The 19,669-nt window shown below is 39.9% G+C and carries 12 protein-coding genes and 1 pseudogene; 9 read left to right on the top strand and 4 right to left on the bottom strand.

Annotated features, from left to right (window positions below; genetic code table 11):
* Positions 1 to 51: 51 nt before the first annotated feature.
* The 4 genes and pseudogenes from pta to FTT72_RS02250 all read left to right on the top strand — a co-directional run bounded on the left by pta (position 52) and on the right by FTT72_RS02250 (position 6,172).
* Positions 52 to 2,193, top strand: coding sequence for a phosphate acetyltransferase (gene pta / locus FTT72_RS02265; RefSeq protein WP_180004548.1), 2,142 nt, complete (start codon positions 52 to 54; stop codon positions 2,191 to 2,193).
* Positions 2,194 to 2,461: 268 nt separating this feature from the next.
* Positions 2,462 to 3,183, top strand: a pseudogene (locus FTT72_RS02260) (DUF2515 family protein).
* On the top strand, positions 3,167 to 4,066 hold the full coding sequence (locus FTT72_RS02255; RefSeq protein WP_180177785.1) for a hypothetical protein: 900 nt from the start codon (positions 3,167 to 3,169) through the stop codon (positions 4,064 to 4,066). The pseudogene FTT72_RS02260 and the gene FTT72_RS02255 overlap by 17 nt, the downstream one beginning before the upstream one ends.
* A gap of 579 nt (positions 4,067 to 4,645) precedes the next feature.
* Positions 4,646 to 6,172 (top strand): fumarate hydratase, encoded by a 1,527-nt coding sequence (locus tag FTT72_RS02250; protein ID WP_180121538.1) that lies wholly within the window; start codon positions 4,646 to 4,648, stop codon positions 6,170 to 6,172.
* 130 nt (positions 6,173 to 6,302) lie between these two features.
* On the opposite strand, the gene FTT72_RS02245 is transcribed toward FTT72_RS02250, so the two are convergent.
* From FTT72_RS02245 to tig, 4 genes are all read right to left on the bottom strand, one after another.
* Entirely contained in the window at positions 6,303 to 7,016 is a 714-nt protein-coding gene (locus tag FTT72_RS02245) for a DUF2846 domain-containing protein (protein ID WP_180177784.1), read from the bottom strand.
* A 163-nt stretch (positions 7,017 to 7,179) separates the two neighbouring features.
* Positions 7,180 to 8,490, bottom strand: coding sequence for an ATP-dependent protease ATP-binding subunit ClpX (clpX, locus tag FTT72_RS02240; RefSeq protein WP_111884049.1), 1,311 nt, complete (start codon positions 8,488 to 8,490; stop codon positions 7,180 to 7,182).
* Between the two features lie 29 nt (positions 8,491 to 8,519).
* Positions 8,520 to 9,125, bottom strand: a complete 606-nt coding sequence (clpP, locus tag FTT72_RS02235; protein WP_078192707.1) for an ATP-dependent Clp endopeptidase proteolytic subunit ClpP — start codon at positions 9,123 to 9,125, stop codon at positions 8,520 to 8,522.
* Between the two features lie 194 nt (positions 9,126 to 9,319).
* Entirely contained in the window at positions 9,320 to 10,651 is a 1,332-nt protein-coding gene (gene tig, locus FTT72_RS02230; protein WP_078192708.1) for a trigger factor, read from the bottom strand.
* A 273-nt stretch (positions 10,652 to 10,924) separates the two neighbouring features.
* On the opposite strand from tig, the gene FTT72_RS02225 reads away from it, so the two are divergent.
* From FTT72_RS02225 to leuA, 5 genes are all read left to right on the top strand, one after another.
* On the top strand, positions 10,925 to 13,135 hold the full coding sequence (locus FTT72_RS02225; RefSeq protein WP_180177783.1) for a TonB-dependent receptor domain-containing protein: 2,211 nt from the start codon (positions 10,925 to 10,927) through the stop codon (positions 13,133 to 13,135).
* Positions 13,136 to 13,434: 299 nt separating this feature from the next.
* The gene (locus FTT72_RS02220) at positions 13,435 to 15,759 is read left to right on the top strand and encodes a TonB-dependent siderophore receptor (RefSeq protein ID WP_180021073.1); all 2,325 of its coding nucleotides are present in this window, start codon (positions 13,435 to 13,437) and stop codon (positions 15,757 to 15,759) included.
* A 111-nt stretch (positions 15,760 to 15,870) separates the two neighbouring features.
* Positions 15,871 to 16,554 (top strand): Fe2+-dependent dioxygenase, encoded by a 684-nt coding sequence (locus tag FTT72_RS02215; RefSeq protein WP_078192711.1) that lies wholly within the window; start codon positions 15,871 to 15,873, stop codon positions 16,552 to 16,554.
* A 33-nt stretch (positions 16,555 to 16,587) separates the two neighbouring features.
* The gene (locus FTT72_RS02210) at positions 16,588 to 17,694 is read left to right on the top strand and encodes an alpha-hydroxy acid oxidase (protein ID WP_180177824.1); all 1,107 of its coding nucleotides are present in this window, start codon (positions 16,588 to 16,590) and stop codon (positions 17,692 to 17,694) included.
* A 263-nt stretch (positions 17,695 to 17,957) separates the two neighbouring features.
* Positions 17,958 to 19,655, top strand: coding sequence for a 2-isopropylmalate synthase (gene leuA / locus FTT72_RS02205; RefSeq protein WP_078192712.1), 1,698 nt, complete (start codon positions 17,958 to 17,960; stop codon positions 19,653 to 19,655).
* Positions 19,656 to 19,669: the final 14 nt, after the last annotated feature.

The raw sequence follows: 19,669 nt of genomic DNA, 5'->3' as shown, positions 1-19,669 counted from the left end.
ATCAGCCCCTTCGCCTTCAATATTAATTTTTAGCTTTAATTTAGACACCGTATGAAAACAATTTTACTCGTGCCAACTGGGGAAGGTGTAGGTTTAACATCTGCATGCTTAGGTTTAATTTATGCTTTGGAATGCCAAGGGGTCAAAGCAGGTTTTCTGAAACCATTTTCACAGGAAAATGTCGCAGATACTGTAGACCGTACAACGGCTCTTTATCGTCATTTATTTAATAATGAAACGGTAGAACCCATTCACCATGCCACCATCGTGAAACAACTCAGTCATGATGAAAGTGATGAACTGCTCGAAGAAGCGGTTCGTTTGCACCGTGAAATTGCAAAAAAGCATGACCTAATTATTGTTGAAGGCTTGGTTCCAAACAGCCGAGATAACTTTGCCTCAGAACTGAATGCGACTTTAGCAAAAGCACTCGATGCCAAAGTGATTATTGTCAGCACAGCAGATATTCAAAATGCCACGAAAACGGCTGAGAAAATTGACAGTTCACTACGCCAATTTGGTGGTGCTGCATCTGAACGTACTGCGGGTGTTTTGTTTATGCGCACACGTGGCTTGCCAGAAGAGTCTGCGCAAATTCCTGTCACACTTGATCCAAATCTGCGTTTAATTAGTGACACCAATAAATTTGTACTCGAATTACAACAAAGTAATCCGCAAATTGGTTCTACACAGCTACCTGTTATTGGCCTCGTTCCATTTAGTAATACGCTCAGCGTACCGCGCATGTCTGACTTGGCGACGCATATTCAAGCGGAATGGATCAACCAAGGCGATGCTGCTCATCGCCGTGTACTACATAGCAGCTTAGTTGCGTCGAATATTGAACATGAACTTCACAAATTTGTGGCAGGTGAACTGATTATCAGCGCCTCTGACCGTATTGATGTGTTGTTGGCTTCTAGCCTTGCAAGTAGCAATGGTATTCCACTTGCCGGTTTGGTTTTGACTGAACATCATCAACCGAACCCGCAAGTTTTGGATTTCTGCCAAACCGCGATTAAGCAAGGCTTACCGATTTTACATACGCCTTTAAGCACTTTTGAAACGGCACAACAACTTTCAAATTTAGGCAATGAAATTCCTGTCGATGACGTAGAACGTGCAGAGCAAGTGACTCGCTTTGTTTCAAGCCACATTAATGCTGAGTGGATTACTGAAGTATTAAATGGTTCATATCAACCACGCTTATCCCCTTCTGCATTCCGTCATGAATTGGTACAAAAATCCATTGCTGCAAAAAAACGAATTGTTCTACCTGAAGGTGATGAACCACGCACCATTCAAGCGGCTGCTATTTGTCAATCACGTGGCATTGCACACTGTATTTTATTGGCAAAACCTGAAGCCGTGATTGAAGTTGCGAAAGCACGTAACATCGAACTTCCACATGATTTGGAAATCATTGATCCTGATCTGATTCGTGAAAACTATGTGCCGAAAATGGTTGAGCTGCGTAAAGGCAAACTCAATGATCTACAAGCACGCGAACAGCTACAAGACACCGTGGTTTTAGGCACCATGATGCTTGCACTCGATCAAGTGGATGGCCTTGTATCTGGTGCAGTACATACTACGGCGAATACAGTGCGTCCAGCATTCCAATTGATTAAGACTGCACCTGATTATTCATTGGTTTCTTCTGTGTTCTTTATGCTGCTACCAGATGAAGTCTATGTGTACGGTGACTGTGCCATTAATCCAGATCCGAATGCAGAACAGCTTGCAGAGATTGCGATTCAATCTGCAGATTCAGCAAAAGCTTTTGGTATTGACCCACGTATCGCAATGATTTCGTATTCAACAGGTACTTCTGGTGCAGGTGCAGATGTCGAAAAAGTGGCTGAAGCAACACGTATTGCCAAAGAACGCCGCCCAGACTTACTGATTGATGGCCCGCTTCAATACGATGCTGCATCGGTGGAAAGTGTGGGACGCTCTAAAGCACCTGACTCTAAAGTGGCTGGTCGTGCCAATGTGTTTATTTTCCCTGACTTAAATACAGGTAATACAACCTATAAAGCAGTTCAACGTTCTGCAAATGTAGTCAGTGTTGGCCCAATGCTGCAAGGTTTAAACAAGCCTGTAAATGACTTGTCTCGTGGCGCATTGGTCGATGACATCGTGTTTACCATTGCATTAACGGCGATTCAATCCGAACAACAAGAAGCTTAATTTTAGTTTCGAGTTCTTAACCACCCTTTCGAAAGACTGGGTGGTTTTTTGTTTTGTATAACTGCCATTATGTTGAAAAGACTCAGAATTAGTAGAAATTTCTTTTAAATTCTATGGCTGAATTTTGAGTATTTGGTACATGACCAATAATGTATTCATTCTTCGCTTAAAAAAAGAAATCAAAACTCTGATACACATATCTAATTTAAAAAATAAAAGGAAAAATTTACATAAATTAGAGCCTGGATATGAAACTAGGGCGTGACGTATTGCTTCAGTTTATGCCAATATTTATCTAGAAAAAGAAAAACATCGAAACAAAGATTTAGTTGGCCGTTACTATTGGATGGGCTTAGGTGCATTTGTTTCAAAAAATCTTAGCTGCCATTTTAAACATGGTTTAACTGCATGGGAATATAAATGGATTCCACTAGGGGTAATTCGTGATCCTGTACATACTTTTGCAAAAGGTAACTTATGGCTATTTATGGATATTGCACCTTGGCATTATGCTTTGAGCATGTCTTCATCTTCTTTTAATCAATGCCGAACTCAACGTGATGTTTCCAAATTTACTCATATTAAAGAAGAAGTTATAAACGTTCCTTGGTCAAATTGTTTACCCATAATTAAAAACTTAAAAGCACTTTAGAAATTAAAAGTGCTTTTGAATATCTACCAAAATTGAAAAGTATTCTGCCGAGTTCTTATAATATCAAAAACATGGAAAGAGAATATCAGGGGCGACACGCCGGTGTACTCGATAAGGTACCAGAAACAGTATACAGCGAACCATTATCAAACACTAAAGTCGCCAATTATGATAGCCGTATGGAATGGATTAAAAAAGCAGCAGAAAAATATCATCGTTTAATGCAAAGTGATAAAGGAAGATACTTTTTAGAAGAAGAACTAAAAATTATTGCGAAATGGGGCGATAGCAAAGCTAATTTTACAGTTGGAAAGGATAGTAATGATGGAAAAATTTAATTACTGCATTGTTATTTTTATGGTGGGTTATCTCCTTTCAGCTTGTCAACCTAGTGCAAAAAATACAGAGAATAATGTCATGAATCAACTGCGTTTTAGTTTACATTTAGGCAAACAAGGATTTAAAGATTTTTCTCAACATAATCTTGGGCATCCCGATAGTCATCCATCTGGAGCAAGTTTTAAAGAGTTAGATTTTACACCGCCCAACTTAGGTCAGATTAAAGTTGAAAATGGTGAGAATAGCTTAGTGATAGATCATGTATTTTCAGTTCTAGGAACATCGTTTAATAATGAGGATGGAATACAAGGGCTTGATATTAATGCAGGGCTAAACAAAGAGGAATTTGTACGTCCTGAACAAGCCCACCAAGCTTATGTTGACTTAATGAAACGTATAAATCAGGCCGAATGGAAAAATTATTTCTATCGTTTTTCTGCACGAATAGCAAAGGATGATAATATTCGATATCTAATGAAATCAGGTGATGTCATTGACCCGACTTATATCTTTAATTATGAAGAATGGAAAAAGATAATAAATACAGTTGGAGGGAACTCTATAGGCTACCGATTATATGCCAATGGTATCCTTTTGGATCTGAGTATAAAACAAACTCAAAAAACTGAAGATGCTAAAGAACAATATATGGTTCGTTATGCTTTCAATACGATTCGTTATGATGAAAGAAATTCAATGGATGATTCAGAGAATAATATTGATACTTACAAAATGACCTCAAAAGAGTTAGAACAAGCATTTGCAAATGAGCTGATAAGAAATAAAAAATCAAGAGAAATTGATGAAAAAGAAGTTATAGTACAAGGCTACCATATCGATGAAAATTATGAAGATCCTGATGTTTGGCAATATGTTAAATAATCAAATGTTGTCGCGTTTAGACTCAATTTTAAAGCACTTTTACACAAAATTGATCATTGAAACTAAAGATTTGAAGATTTGAAGATTTGAAGATTTGAAGATTTGAAGATTTGAAGAAGAATATTATTTTTTATAAAATTTAAAGCAAAAAAAAGAAGATAAAGCTTTAGGCTTGATCTTCTTGTTGACCGTAGAACCAAGTTGCTGCGATAAACAGAGAAAAACCAATAACTGACAACACTGGAGTAACCATATATTTCACACTCTAACTTTGATGACGTCATTATGTAAAAGTTTTATGACAGTTATATGACAAATATGAAATATTCAAAAATAATAAATATTATTTAATTTCAAAATCTTAGAAACAAAAACAAATCTTATCCTCTAGTTATGTGACAAATATTTCATGAAATATGACAGTGAAAACGTCATTTTCAGGCTATTGATGACAGCGAAACACGGCACTGTTAAACCCTATTAAACTTTCGGCCAAAGATTAAGCGAAATACCCACACAACTGTGTTTTTGTCTTATAATTTAGCCCGCTAGCTATCAGCCCGCTCAAGAGATATTTGTATGACAACTATTATCAAGCAAGATGACTTGATCACATCGGTAAAAGATGCGCTTCAGTTCATTTCTTACTATCACCCACAGGACTTCATCCAAGCGATGAGCCGTGCGTATGACCGTGAAGAAAACAAAGCCGCAAAAGACGCGATTGCACAAATTTTAATTAACTCTCGTATGTGTGCAGAAGGCCATCGTCCTATCTGTCAAGATACGGGTATTGTGAACGTATTTCTTGAAGTGGGCTTAGACGTTAAATTTGATTTAACCATGAGCCTAGACGATGCAATCAACGAAGGTGTACGTCAAGGTTATCTTGAAAACTCAAACATTCTTCGTGCATCAGTATTAGCTGATCCTGCTTTTGGTCGTAAAAATACCAGAGACAACACCCCTGCTGTAATTCATTACAAACTCGTTCCGGGTAATAAAGTTGATATTACTGTTGCTGCTAAAGGTGGCGGTTCAGAAAATAAATCTAAGCTTGCAATGCTTAATCCTTCTGACTCTATCGTAGATTGGGTACTTAAAACTGTTCCAACAATGGGTGCAGGTTGGTGTCCTCCTGGTATGCTCGGTATCGGTATTGGTGGTACTGCTGAAAAAGCCATGATGCTTGCAAAAGAAGCATTGATGGAAGAAATCAACATGGACGAACTCCTTCGTCGTGGCCCACAAAACCAAATCGAAGAACTTCGTATCGAAATCTTCGAAAAAGTAAATGCTTTAGGTATTGGTGCTCAAGGTCTTGGCGGTTTAACGACTGTTCTTGATATCAAAATCAAAGACTACCCATGTCACGCTGCAGGTAAACCAGTGGGTATGATTCCTAACTGCGCTGCAACTCGTCATGCGCATTTCCAATTAGACGGTTCAGGTGTAGCGCATATTCAAGCGCCTAGCCTTGAAGACTATCCTGCAGTAACTTGGGATTCATCAACGTCTAAACGTGTTGACTTAGATAACATCACTCAAGAAGAAATGAACTCTTGGCAACCAGGTGACACACTACTTCTTAACGGTACAATCTATACGGGTCGTGACGCTGCGCACAAACGTATGGTTGACATGTTAAACAAAGGTGAAGAACTTCCAGTTGACCTAAAAGGTAAATTTATTTACTACGTTGGCCCTGTTGATCCAGTCGGTGACGAAGTCGTTGGTCCTGCTGGCCCAACAACTGCAACACGTATGGATAAGTTCACACGTCAAGTACTTGAAGCAACTGGCATGTTCGGTATGATTGGTAAAGCGGATCGTGGTCCTGCTGCTGTTGAAGCAATCAAAGACAACAAAGCAACTTACCTCATGGCTGTCGGTGGTGCTGCGTACTTAGTATCGAAAGCGATTCGTGAAGCTGAAGTGGTTGCTTTCGCTGACTTAGGTATGGAAGCGATCTACAAATTTGTTGTAAAAGACATGCCAGTATCTGTAGCTGTTGACGTAAATGGTACTTCTGTACACGCGACTGCACCAAAAATCTGGCAAGCAAAAATTGGTAAAATCCCAGTAGTTGATGCTGCTGCGAACTAATTTCGCCACATTCAAGATCTAAAAAAAGCACCCCATCGGGTGCTTTTTTTAATGTCAATATTTAGGCTGTTTGTCGAATGACATTCGCTATTTAATATTTTCACACACTCAAAAACACGAGCTAATTACATTACCAAGTTAATGGATTCCACAGTTTAAAAGGCTTGGTCAACTGCACATCTTCCGCAGGATCATAATGAGGTGCTTTCAACTTCTGCGCACTTTTCCGCACTTTTCCAGTGTTTTGATCTTCTGCCACAAAGTTAAAACTGTTGGATTTCAACTCTGTAAATGCGATTTCATTTCGACCAATTTTTTCAGGCATGAGCAGCAATGGCCCTGAAACCGTTCTTTTACTGGATAAATTCTCTTCATCATATTTAATGAAGTAAGTTTGACCTGCTTCAACATCAAAGTCTAAATATTTAGGTTTTTGAAAATGATTCACCCCCAAAGGGCGACTCGATGATAAGCGGTAATTCCCTGCCGGTAACTCCACCCAGTAATAATGATTATTCAATAAACTTGGAATACGCTCACTGTTCAGAAATAAGCTGCTGGCCACAATTTCTTGACGATTCCATTTACTGTCTGGACGATATAAATACACAATCGCTGCTTGATCATGTTGAGCTTTCACTTCTTGAAAATGTCGACCTTGTTTCTGATTGATCCAACCACCAATGGTAAACATACCCAATCGATATTGCTCAATATGATCCGGTTTACTTTCAGGATCCACGGGCTTTAATGTTGAAGCCAATGACGTTTGCTCAATGGCTGATTTTCCATGACAACCCAGCAGCGCTACACTGCTTAAAAGTAGAATTGCAACTCCACGCATGATTATCCCTCACTGCGTCTTTTTTTATTTTTACACTTTTGTTTTCAGTTTTTTACATTCAGGCATCCACGCCATCCTGCTGAGATTAACATTCTGCCTTTATTTTTGGAAATAAAAAACGTGTGCAAATCTTGGATTTACACACGTTTCAGACGAATAGCGCTTAAGCAGATTTAGAGTTCACAACTTTTAAATCTGACTTCGGTGCAGCTTCTTCAGTTTTCTTTGGTTGACGTTCTGATTTAAATTCAGGTTCCGCTTCACCATTAATCACCGCTTCATTGATGACAACCGTACCCACATCTGAACGACTTGGTAGGTCATACATCGTTTCAAGCAATGAATTTTCTAAAATCGAACGTAGACCACGCGCACCCGTATTACGGTCAAGGGCTTTTTTAGCCACGGCACGTAATGCTGAGTCTTCAAATACAAGGTCAACATTTTCCATTTCAAATAAATATTGGTACTGACGTGTCAATGCATTTTTTGGTTCTGTCAGAATCTGCATCAATGCTTCTTCGTCGAGTTCTTCCAAGGTAGCAATCACAGGTAAACGACCAATAAATTCAGGAATCAGACCAAATTTAACCAAATCTGTCGCTTCAACTTGGCGGAATAAGTCAGATAATTTTTTAGTTTCATCTTTCTTACGCACTTCAGCTGTAAAGCCGATACCACCTTTTTCTTGACGCTGCTGTACGATTTTCTCTAGACCAGAGAATGCGCCACCACAGATAAACAGGATATTTGAAGTATCAATTTGAATAAATTCTTGCTGCGGATGCTTACGACCACCTTGAGGCGGAATCGACGCAACCGTACCTTCGATCATTTTCAATAACGCTTGCTGAACACCTTCACCCGATACATCACGAGTAATAGATGGGTTTTCAGACTTACGGGTAATTTTGTCGATTTCATCGATATAGATAATGCCCTTTTGCGCTTTTTCTACATCGTAATCGGCTTTTTGAAGGAGTTTTTGAACAATGTTCTCAACGTCTTCACCCACATAACCGGCTTCAGTTAAAGTCGTTGCATCTGCCATCGCAAATGGCACATCTAAAAGACGCGCAAGTGTCTGAGCAAGCAGTGTTTTACCTGAACCTGTTGGTCCAACCAACATGATGTTACTTTTCGAAATCTCTACACCGTCTTCTGGTTTTTTACCACTGGTGCCAACTTTTAGGCGTTTATAGTGGTTGTATACCGCAACAGAGAGGGTCTTTTTCGCAACATCTTGACCAATCACATATTGGTCAAGCGCAGCACGGATTTCATGCGGTTTTGGTAAAGGACGAGTTGCCCAGTCATTTGATTCAACTTGCTGACTGGTCTGAACTAGGTCAAGACATACGTCCACACACTCATTACAGATGTACGCGTCCTCACCTGCAATCAGTTTCCCGACTTCAGACTGCGTTTTACCGCAAAATGAACAATGCTTTTGTCCTTGAGGATGTTCGGACATATTCACTCCAATAATTAATTCTTTAAAACTTATGGGCGTTTAGATAAAACTTCGTCCACAAGACCGTATTCTTTCGCAGCTTGCGCTGTCATAAAATTGTCACGGTCAGTATCTCGAGCAACAGTTTCGTAGTCTTGACCACTATGCTCTGCCATTAAACGATTTAAACGTTCTTTGATGAATAGAATTTCACGTGCATGAATTTCAATGTCAGATGCCTGACCACGGAAACCACCGAGTGGTTGGTGAATCATGACACGGGCATTTTCAAGACAGTAACGTTTGCCTTTAGCACCGGCATTAAGCAGGAATGCACCCATCGATGCTGCTTGCCCCATGCAGTAAGTCACAACATCAGGTTTAATAAATTGCATGGTATCGTAAATCGCCATACCCGCAGTAACCGAACCGCCTGGTGAGTTGATATATAAATGAATATCTTTATCTGGGTTTTCTGCTTCTAAGAACAACATTTGGGCAACAATCAAATTTGCCATGTTGTCTTCAACTTCACCGGTTAAAAAAATCACACGTTCACGCAAAAGGCGTGAATAAATATCAAAAGAACGCTCGCCACGAGATGACTGTTCTACCACCATTGGTACTAGTGCGTTTTCAATTGTTGGAACATACATACGTTATTTATTCCTAAATTTTTCTGACTCAACCCATAATTCACAATATGAGGGATATTTGTCGAAATTGCAAAAGATTCCCAATTAAATAACAGATATTTTTTTCATAAGCATTGTGAAATCAGGACAACTTATTTGGGGGCAAATTTCGATAAAAAAAGGCGCTTAATGCGCCTTTTTTTGAAAGCTAGAAATTAGCCTTGTTGACGAGCTTGTTGCTCTTTCAATAAGTCTTCATAGCTCACAGTTGTATCAGTTACTTTAGCAGAAGCTAAGATGTGATCTACAACTTGGTCTTCTAGAATAACAGCTTCGATTTGAGCACGTTGCTGTTTATCGTTGTTGAAGTATTCAATTACTTCTTTAGGATCTTCGTAAGAAGAAGCCATGTCTTCGATGTAAGCATCAACACGTGCAGCATCAACTTCAATTTTAGCATCAGCTAATACTTTGCTGACTAATACGCCAAGTTTAACTGATTTTTCAGCTTGCTCTTTGAATAGGTCATCTGGAAGCATGCTTGAATCAAACGCTTTAGCGCCTTGAGCACCAAACTGTTGAGTGAATTGTTGGATCATTTGTTGACGTTGACGGTCAATTTCTTGAGCAACCATTGCTTCTGGAAGTTCTACTTCGTTTGCAGCTACAAGCGCATCAAAAGTTGCACCTTTCACTTGGTTACGAAGACCGTTTTTCACTTCACGTTCCATGTTTTTACGCACGTCAGCTTTCAGCTTTTCAACGCCTTCTTCTTCAGTTAGACCGAAGATTTTTAAGAATTCAGCATCAACTTCTGGAAGTTTTTGTTTTTCAACAAGCTTAACAGTGATTTTGAATTGAGCAGCTTTACCAGCAAGGTTTTCAGCTTGGTAGTCTTCAGGGAAAGTTACATCGATAACTTTCTCTTCGCCTTTCTTCATACCAACGATACCGTCTTCGAAGCCAGGGATCATACGACCAGAACCAAGAACGAGTTTAAAGTCTTCAGCAGCGCCGCCTTCAAACTTCTCGCCATCAACAGTACCTTCAAAGTCGAAAGTTACTTGCATGTCTTTTTTAGCCATGCCTTTAGTTTCAACCCATGAAGCGCGTTGTTTTTGAAGATTTTCAATCATCTTCTCAACGTCTTTGTCGTCAACTGAAGTTGTTTTACGTTCAACTTCTAGACCTTCGAACTTAACTTCAACTTCTGGATAAACTTCTACAGTTGCTTCATAAACTAAAGCATCATCTTTCATTTCAGTTTTTTCAATGTTTGGCATACCAACAGCATTGATTTTTTCTTGTTGGATCGCTTCGAATACTGTGTCACGAATGATGTCGTTTACAACTTCTTGATAGATACCAGCACCGTATTCACGACGAACAACGTTTACAGGTACTTTACCTGGACGGAAGCCGTTGATCTTCACAGTTTTGGCAGTGCGTTTCAAGCGAGCTTCAAACTGCTCGTTAATACGGCTCGTCGGTACAGATACATTTAAACGACGGGCAACGCCCGAAACCGCTTCAGAAGTTACTTGCATGGCTTCCTCGATAATTTGTTAGTTAAAACAGTTTTAAAAAAAAGTGCCACATTATATGACAACAATTAAAGATATACAAAAATGGATTATAACACTATAAATTCAGGCATGGATGCCCTTCTTATTTTTAGAATTTTTCAGCTTTTTTCGAAGAAATATTGATTATTTTTTAATTAATTGTTAAAAATGAGAAACTTTCTCACTATTATTCTTAATGATATTTTTTTTAATTTATTTTCATATATTTATCTCGTCCATATTTGGAATTCTTTTATGAGTAAATTTAATCTCAACCCTCTTTCCGCTGCTTTATTTGGGGCAATTGTAACCACCACGAGTTTCGCACATGCTGAAACAACTGAATCTCAAGCTCAACAGATGGAAACCATTGTTGTTTCTGCAGCGGGCTTTGAACAAAAGATCAAGAATGCTCCTGCTTCAATTACCGTGATTACGGCTGAAGACTTAAAAAATAAACGAATTACATCCGTTGCAGATGCATTAAGTGATGTAGAAGGTGTCGATATTAGCCCTACAGCAGGGAAAACTGGCGGATTAAATATTCGTATTCGTGGTATGGACGCCGAATATACCTTGGTTTTAATTGATGGCCGCCGACAAAATAGTACAGGTGACATTGCCCCTAATGGATTTGGTGAGTCGAATAATAGTTTTATTCCGCCCGTTTCAGCTATACAGCGCATCGAAGTCATCCGCGGACCAGCTTCTACTTTATATGGTTCTGATGCAATTGGTGGTGTAGTCAATATCATTACCAAAAAAGTTTCACCAGAATGGACAGGTTCGGTCACGTTAGAAGGGACAGTGCTGCCAAATCACTCAGACTTTGGTAACCAACGCGCTGTCGATGCATTTTTAACAGGGCCGATCATTCAAGATTTATTGGGCTTACAAATCCGTGCACGTAAAGCGGAACGTGATCAATCATATTTAATACGTAGTGATGACAATGATACTGGCGCTGAACTTAGTGGCGGAAATAACCCAACTAAATCAGATCTAGAAACAATCGGTGCTCGCTTAACCCTGACACCGCACAGCGACCATGATATTTCAGTTGAATATGAAAAAACTGAACAATGGTATGACAATAGCAAAGGTCAATTAGGGACGCTTGGCGCAAACGGTGGTTATGGTGATGCTCAAGAATATAACCGTGAGAAAATGATCCTCGCACATACTTGGAATAATGCTATTGGCAAACTTGAGTCAAGTATTATCAATACTCAAACAGAAACGGTTGGACGTTTAATTCCTGCACGTGCACAAGGAATGTCAACAGCCATCACTCCTCGTGTGTTAGAAAGTGAAGATACGATTTTTGATACTAAATTTACCACTCAACATTTTGAAGACCACCGTATTACTCTAGGCGGTCAATGGTGGGAAGCCAGTATCAGTGATGGTTTACGTGTAAAAAAAGAAGTTTCTTTTGAGCAATTGGGTCTATTCGCCGAAGATACTTGGTCGCTGAACGACAATCTTGCATTAACACTTGGTCTTCGTTATGACGACCACGATACGTTTGGTGATTTTTGGACACCACGTGCATATTTGGTATGGAATGCAAATGAAAACTGGACCTTCAAAGGCGGATATAGTGAAGGTTATAAAGCCCCACGTTTAGAACGTTTAACTGATGGTGTGGTCAATGTCAGTGGTCAGGGTCGTACACCAACTTTTGGCAACCCAAATCTAAAACCTGAAACCAGCAAGAACTTTGAGTTTGGTACATACTTTTCTACCAATAATAATTTTGACTTCAACGTAACAGCTTTCTTTAGCCAAATTGAAGATAAAATTATGACGGGCAATAAAGAAATTAGCTGTAATACTGATAACACAACAACTTCGGGTATTAATTGGTCTAAAGCGGACTGTGAAGCATTCATGGCATCGGTGGGAACGCCGTGGGTGATGGATTATAACCGTGGCAAACCAGATTCATGGAATGTGACTCGTCCTGTGAATGCCGAAGAAGCTGAAGTTTATGGTATTGAAGCTGGTTTAAACTGGGCATTTGCCGACAATTGGAAATTTGGACTGAACTACACTTGGACTGAAACTGAAATTAAAGATAGCAGTTTAGGCAATCCTGTACTTAATGACACACCAGAACACATGGTCAATGCGTCGCTTAAATGGCAAGCTGCTGACTTTGTGAATTTATGGGCGCGTGGTGAGTATCGAAGTGAACGTGCACGTTTCACCTCAACCTATGACAATCTAACTGTAGCGAATCAACAGGTTTATGACGCCCTAGGTGACTACAAGGAATACGCATTATTACACGTCGGTTCAAACTTTAATGTAACGCCAAACTGGGATATAGGTGTTGCTCTGTACAATATATTTGATAAAAACTTTAACGATTACGAGAAAGTCGCGGATAGCTATTACAACCGTTATAGCAATACTCAGGAAGGCCGCCGTTTACAATTAAGTACAACCTTTAAATTCTAAATAACCGCATAATAAAAAACCTGCTTCGGCAGGTTTTTTTGCACTAACAATTACGATTACTTCTTATTTAATTCACAATCATGTCTATATTTATAATCTCAATTAAACATAAAAAAACAATACATTTTATCAATATTCAAATAAAACATAGCCTTAATTAATACTTGTTATATCATTACATTAAATAGGACTATCACAATATGATTATTTATCGTGATTTACAATTACATAAAGATGTAAGAAAAAATAAGAATCATTATTATTCGCATACAAATTCACTATTCCAAATCGGGTTCGAAATGGCCTTCATTAAAACACGTAAGAAAATTGTTTCATCAGCAATTGCTTCTTCTCTTTCTGTTATTGCCGTTAATGCAATCGCACAAGAGCAAGTTACTCAACTTCCAACGATTAACCAAGAAGTTGCTGCTGAAAAAGCACCAAGCTTAAAAGTTGATAAATCTGCGAATGCTAAATTTGTTGCTCCACTTCTTGATACACCAAAATCAGTATCAGTGATTTCTAAACAACTGATTGAAGACACGCAAGTCACAACTTTAAGTGATGCTTTACGTACAGTACCTGGTATTACCCTCGGTGCTGGTGAAGGTGGTAACCCAAATGGTGACCGTCCATTTATTCGTGGTTATAACTCTGAAAGCTCAATGTATGTTGACGGTGTACGTAACTCAACTTCTCAAAACCGTGAGATGTTTGCTGTAGAACAAGTAGAAGTTACCAAAGGTTCAGCTTCTGCTATGGGTGGTGCAGGTACTTCTGGCGGCAGTATCAACATGATTTCGAAAGTTGCGAAAAAAGGTGACTTTTTAGAAGGTTCAGTTGCTGGTGGAACAGATGCTTATGCACGTGTGACGCTTGATGGCAACAAAGATTTTGGCAATGGGATTGCTGCACGTGTTGCCGTTATGGGCCACATGAATGAGAAAGCTGGTCAAGCTGATGGTGCTGAATACAAACGTGCTGGTATTGCCCCTAGTATTACTTTCGGCTTAGACACACCTACTCGTGCAACTGTTGGCTATTACTATCTAAAATCGGATGATACACCTGATTCTGGTGTGCCATATAACAATCCATTTGGCGCACCTAAAACTGGTGAAATGGACTACCGCCCATTAAACGGTAACGGTAAACCGATTGATGTCAAACAAGGCATTTACTACGGTTGGAAAGATCGTGATTTCCAAAAACAAGAAAATCATATTGGTACAATTAAGTTAGAACATGACTTAACTGACAACTTGACATTGACTAATACTGCTGTTTATAGCAAATCAAAAAATGACTATCTATGGACAAACCCAGACGACTCAAAAGGTAACTTTTTTGATAAAGCAACAGGCCAAGTAACAGGCAATGTATGGGCACGTGCAAACTCACGAGTTGCGGATACAGATGGCTTTACTGATCAACTGGCTTTAACTGGTAAATTTGACACAGGCTTTTTAAAACATCGTTTTAATTTGGGCGCAGAATATTCAGATCAAGAAACAGATCGTACCCAGTATATTATTGACGGCAAAAACTCGACAGGCTCTGCACATCAATCTTGTCCGGCAGATTCGATCGCAAATGGTTGGTGTACATCAGTGCAAAACCCTGACCGTGGTAATTGGACAGGCTCTTTAAGTACTGCTGGCGCAGATCTTTATAATATCGAAACTAAAAATACTTCAGTATATTTCCTTGATAGCATTGAATTACACCCACAATGGATCTTAGATTTGGGTGTACGTTGGGATGATTACTCAACAGAGCAAACGATGACTTATGGTGCGCTCAACAGCAATGTGACCTCAAATCCTGCTAAAGCTCAAGCTGGCGATAAAGTATCAATCAAAAATGAAAAAGACTTTATTAACTGGCAAGCAGGTTTAACATTTAAACCAACTGAAAATAGCAGTATCTATGCAAGCTATGCGACATCCTCAAATCCAGTCGGTGTTGATGGTGGTGATGGCTCAGAAGGTATTACTGCAGCAATCGAAAACCTTAAACCCGAAGAGGTTAAAACTTACGAGTTAGGAACGAAATGGGATGTATTAAACGACCGTTTAAACTTAACTGCTGCAATTTTCCGTACAGAAAAAACCAATACACGTGCAACAACAACAGAGGGTACTACAAGCAACATTGGTGAAACACGTGTTGATGGTATCGAACTTGGTGTTACAGGTAATGTAACTGATAAGTGGGCTGTAATGGCAGGTTATACCTACTTAGACAGCGAATTAGTTGACGGTGGTTTCACGAAAGTCGGTGACGACTATGTTGTAAATCCAAGCAATGGTAACCAAGTTCAAAACGTTGCGAAAAACTCAGCAACACTTTGGACAACTTACCAAGTCCTTCCACAGTTCACAATTGGTGGTGGCGCTACCTACATGGATAAAGTATTTGGTAATGCTACCAATACAAAATGGGTTCCAAGCTACGTACGCTACGATGCTATGGCGCGTTATACCGTTAACAAAAATGTGGATTTACAGTTGAATGTAAATAACCTTTCTGACAAACGTTATTTCACTAAAGCCTACGCATCTCACTATGCCACTGAAGCAGAAGGTCGCAGCGCAGTTCTGTCTGTAAACTTCAAATACTAAGAAGAAATAAATACCATAAATAATTTATGGTATTGACTCAAATAGCCTCGCTTCGAGGCTATTTTTGTATATGATCAAAACATTAATATTACAGTTCCAAAGGGTTAGGCCGTGATTCACCATATCCCAAATGTATTGAGTAAAGAACAGGTCAACTACTTCCGCACAGAAATGCAAAAAGTAGAATGGATTAATGGTCAAAAAACTACGGGTTCACTGTCTAAAAATGTAAAAAACAACCAACAGCTAGATATAGACCATCCATTAACACAGCATTTAGGTGACATTATTCTGCATGAATTGTCACAACACGCACTTTTTACATCAGCGGCTCTCCCCCTCAATATTTTGCCGCCCTATTTTAACCGCTATGAAAATGGTGAAACATTTGGTTTCCATGTCGACAATGCCATTCGCTGGATGCCTGACAGCAATCAAAAAATTCGTACCGATTTGTCCTGCACGATTTTTCTAAGTGAACCCGAAGAATATGAGGGTGGTGAACTTGTGGTAGAAGACACCTATGGCTACCACGAAGTGAAATTGCCTGCCGGAGATTTGATTTTGTATCCATCTACCAGTGTGCATGAAGTTACTCCTGTGACTGCAGGCTGTCGTATTGCATCATTTTTTTGGTTGCAAAGTATGATCCGTGAAGATGCTGAGCGTCACATGTTATTTAATCTCGATCAAAGCATTCAAAATTTGCGTATGCAATTGGGTGATGCACATAGTGAAGTCGTCAAATTGACCAGTCTGTATCACAACCTCATCCGCAAATGGGCCGAAATTTAAAGCTTAAGGTCAATAGACATGGACAAACTGACAATGACTGATCACAACATTTTAGCGCCACTGACACAAATACCAGCTCATTTGCAAACCATTGCAGATTATGAAGTCGAGGCTGAAAAACACCTTTCTCAAATGGTGTGGCAGTACTTGCAAGGCGGCTCGATGGATGAACACAGTGTCCGTGGCAATTTGTCTCAGTTTGAACAGATACAACTGCTACCACGTATGCTGAAAGATCTAACCCAAGGTCATACCCAAATCGAAATCTTAGGGCAACGTTTCCCACATCCTATTTTTGTAGCCCCGATAGGTCATCAACAACAATTTCATCCTGATGCTGAAGCTGCAACAGCCCTCGCTGCCGAAGTCCTTGGCAGCAATATGATCCTCAGTACGTTTACCAATACAGATATGCGTGAGTTAAAGCAGGACAATCCTTACAAATGGTTCCAATTGTATTGGCAAGGAGAACGCGAAAAGTCATTATCGCTGGTCAAGATGGCAGAAGAACATGCCTATACAGCAATTGTAGTAACCATTGATTCCCCGCATACAGGGATTCGTGACCGTGAACGTCGAGTGTTTTTCCATTTGCCTGAAGGCATGCAACATCCGCATACCCCTGCACATATCCCATTGCCTGAGCTCAATGATGGCGACCATCCCGTATTTAACGGTCTGATGAAAATCGCACCAACATGGGCGGATATCCTTTGGCTCAGTCAAAACACCTCATTACCGATTATTTTAAAAGGCATTGTCAATCCACATGATGCTGAACTTGCCCTGCAACACGGTGTGCAAGGCATTATTGTGTCGAATCATGGAGGGCGCGTACTGGATAGTTGCATTTCCCCTCTCACCGCTTTAGAACTGATTAAAAAAGTTGTGCCTACGGATTTTCCAGTTTTATATGATGGTGGTATTCGTCGAGGTTCAGATGTGTTTAAAGCGATAGCCTTGGGTGCATCTGCCGTATTAGTTGGACGTCCTTGCATTTATGGTTTAGCGACTGCGGGGGCTTTAGGCGTTGCCCATGTACTCAAAATACTGAAAGAAGAATTTGAGATTACGATGGCATTGATGGGAACAGCCACCGTCGATGAGATCAATAAAGATTATATTTTTCAAAAAAGCTAATTTTATAGAAAAATATTTTCCAGTAATGGCATCTTGACGCAAAAATAGGAAATTATTTCCGGAATATATGGACTAATATTTAGTTATACATTTACGAGCTTACGGTAAAGCTAAGTCATGTGAATCTTTACAGATTTATTTCGACTTTCGACTAAAGACTCCGATATTAAACTTGTAAATTGCTAGAATAGACACAATCTATATAAGTAGTACCTTGCCGTTTATCCACGACATTTATCCACGGTGCTATAAGGAGTTTTCACATGATGTTGGCAGATCCAAGCAAAAAATACCGTCGCATGTACCAACGTGTAGACTTACCAGACCGTCAATGGCCAAATAACGAAATCAATAAAGCGCCGATCTGGATGAGTACCGACCTTCGTGACGGTAACCAAGCGATCTTCGAGCCAATGAACATTGAACAAAAGTTTAAAATGTTCCAAATGCTTGTGAAAATTGGTTTCAAACACATTGAAATCGGCTTCCCTTCTGCATCACAAATCGACTTTGATTTCACGCGTTTGTTGATCGAAGGCGGTCATATTCCTGATGATGTGTACATCGAAGTTTTGGTTCAAGCACGTGATCATTTGATTCAACGTACATTTGAATCATTACAAGGGGCAAAACGTGCCATCGTGCATATCTACAACTCAAACTCTCCAACCTTCCGCAATAAAGTGTTGAATGTTGATGTTGCTGGTGCAAAACAATTAGCGATTAATGCCGCAACGAAAGTCAAAGAATACGCTGCAAAACAGCCTGAAACTGAATTTGTATTCCAATACAGTCCAGAGTGTTTTACTGCAACAGAATTAGAAGTTGCTAAAGATGTCTGTGATGCGGTCACTGAAATTTGGGAAGCATCTCCAGAGAACAAAGTGATTTTAAACTTGCCTGCAACGGTTGAAGTTTCAGGTCCGAACGTCTATGCAGACCAAGTGGAATGGATGCACCGTAACATTCAACGCCGTGACGGTGTGATTATTTCTGTGCACTGTCATAACGACCGTGGCTGTGGTATTGCCGCTTCTGAGTTGGCCATTATGGCTGGTGCTGACCGCGTCGAAGGTTGTGTGTTTGGTAACGGTGAACGTACAGGTAACGTGGACGTTGCAGCGATTGCATTGAACATGTATACCCAAGGTGTTGCGCCAAACTTAGATTTCTCAAACATTAACGAAATCATTTCAATCATTGAAGAATGTACAGGCTTGCCGGTACACCCTCGTCATCCGTATGCTGGTGATTTGGTCTTCACCGCGTTCTCAGGCTCACACCAAGATGCCATTAAAAAAGGTTTCGAGTTCCAAAAGAACGAAGAAATGTGGGATATGCCTTATTTGCCAATCGACCCGAAAGACTTGGGCCGCGACTATGATGCCGTGATTCGTGTCAACTCACAGTCTGGTAAAGGCGGTATTGCGTACTTGTTAGAATCAAATTACAACGTGGTGTTGCCTCGCCGTATTCAAATTGAATTCTCGCAAATCGTACAGCAAAAAACAGATGAAGACGGTACTGAGATTTCTGCACAAGCGATCTGGTCATTGTTTAAAGACACGTATGTGGCGGCCAAAGATACACATTATGCGGCGAAAAACTACCGCTTACATGATGAAAATGGTAAGCAAGTCATTGAACTCGATATCGAAGTGAACGGTGAGATCCAGCAATTACGTGGTGAAGGCAACGGCCCAATTTCTGCTATCTTAAATGCATTGCAGTTGCCGATTGATGTCTTGAACTATGAAGAACGTAGTATCAGTTCTGGTGCGCATGCCAAAGCATTAGCTTTAATTGAACTTCAAGTGAAAGGTACAGGTAAGTCTGCATTCGGCGCAGGTGTACATGACAACATCGTGACTGCATCCATTGAAGCGATTATTGCCAGCACTAACCGTTTAATTGAACAAGGTGTTTTGAGTACTGAACAAGTGATTGCTGCTGCAGTCTAATTCAATGCTATAAA

The sequence above is a fragment of the Acinetobacter sp. YH01005 genome (genome assembly GCF_013420465.1).
In the GTDB taxonomy this organism is placed as follows: Bacteria; Pseudomonadota; Gammaproteobacteria; order Pseudomonadales; family Moraxellaceae; genus Acinetobacter; species Acinetobacter amyesii.
The sequence above is the reverse complement of the archived record's forward strand: the minus strand, read 5'-3'. Positions and strand labels throughout refer to the sequence as shown.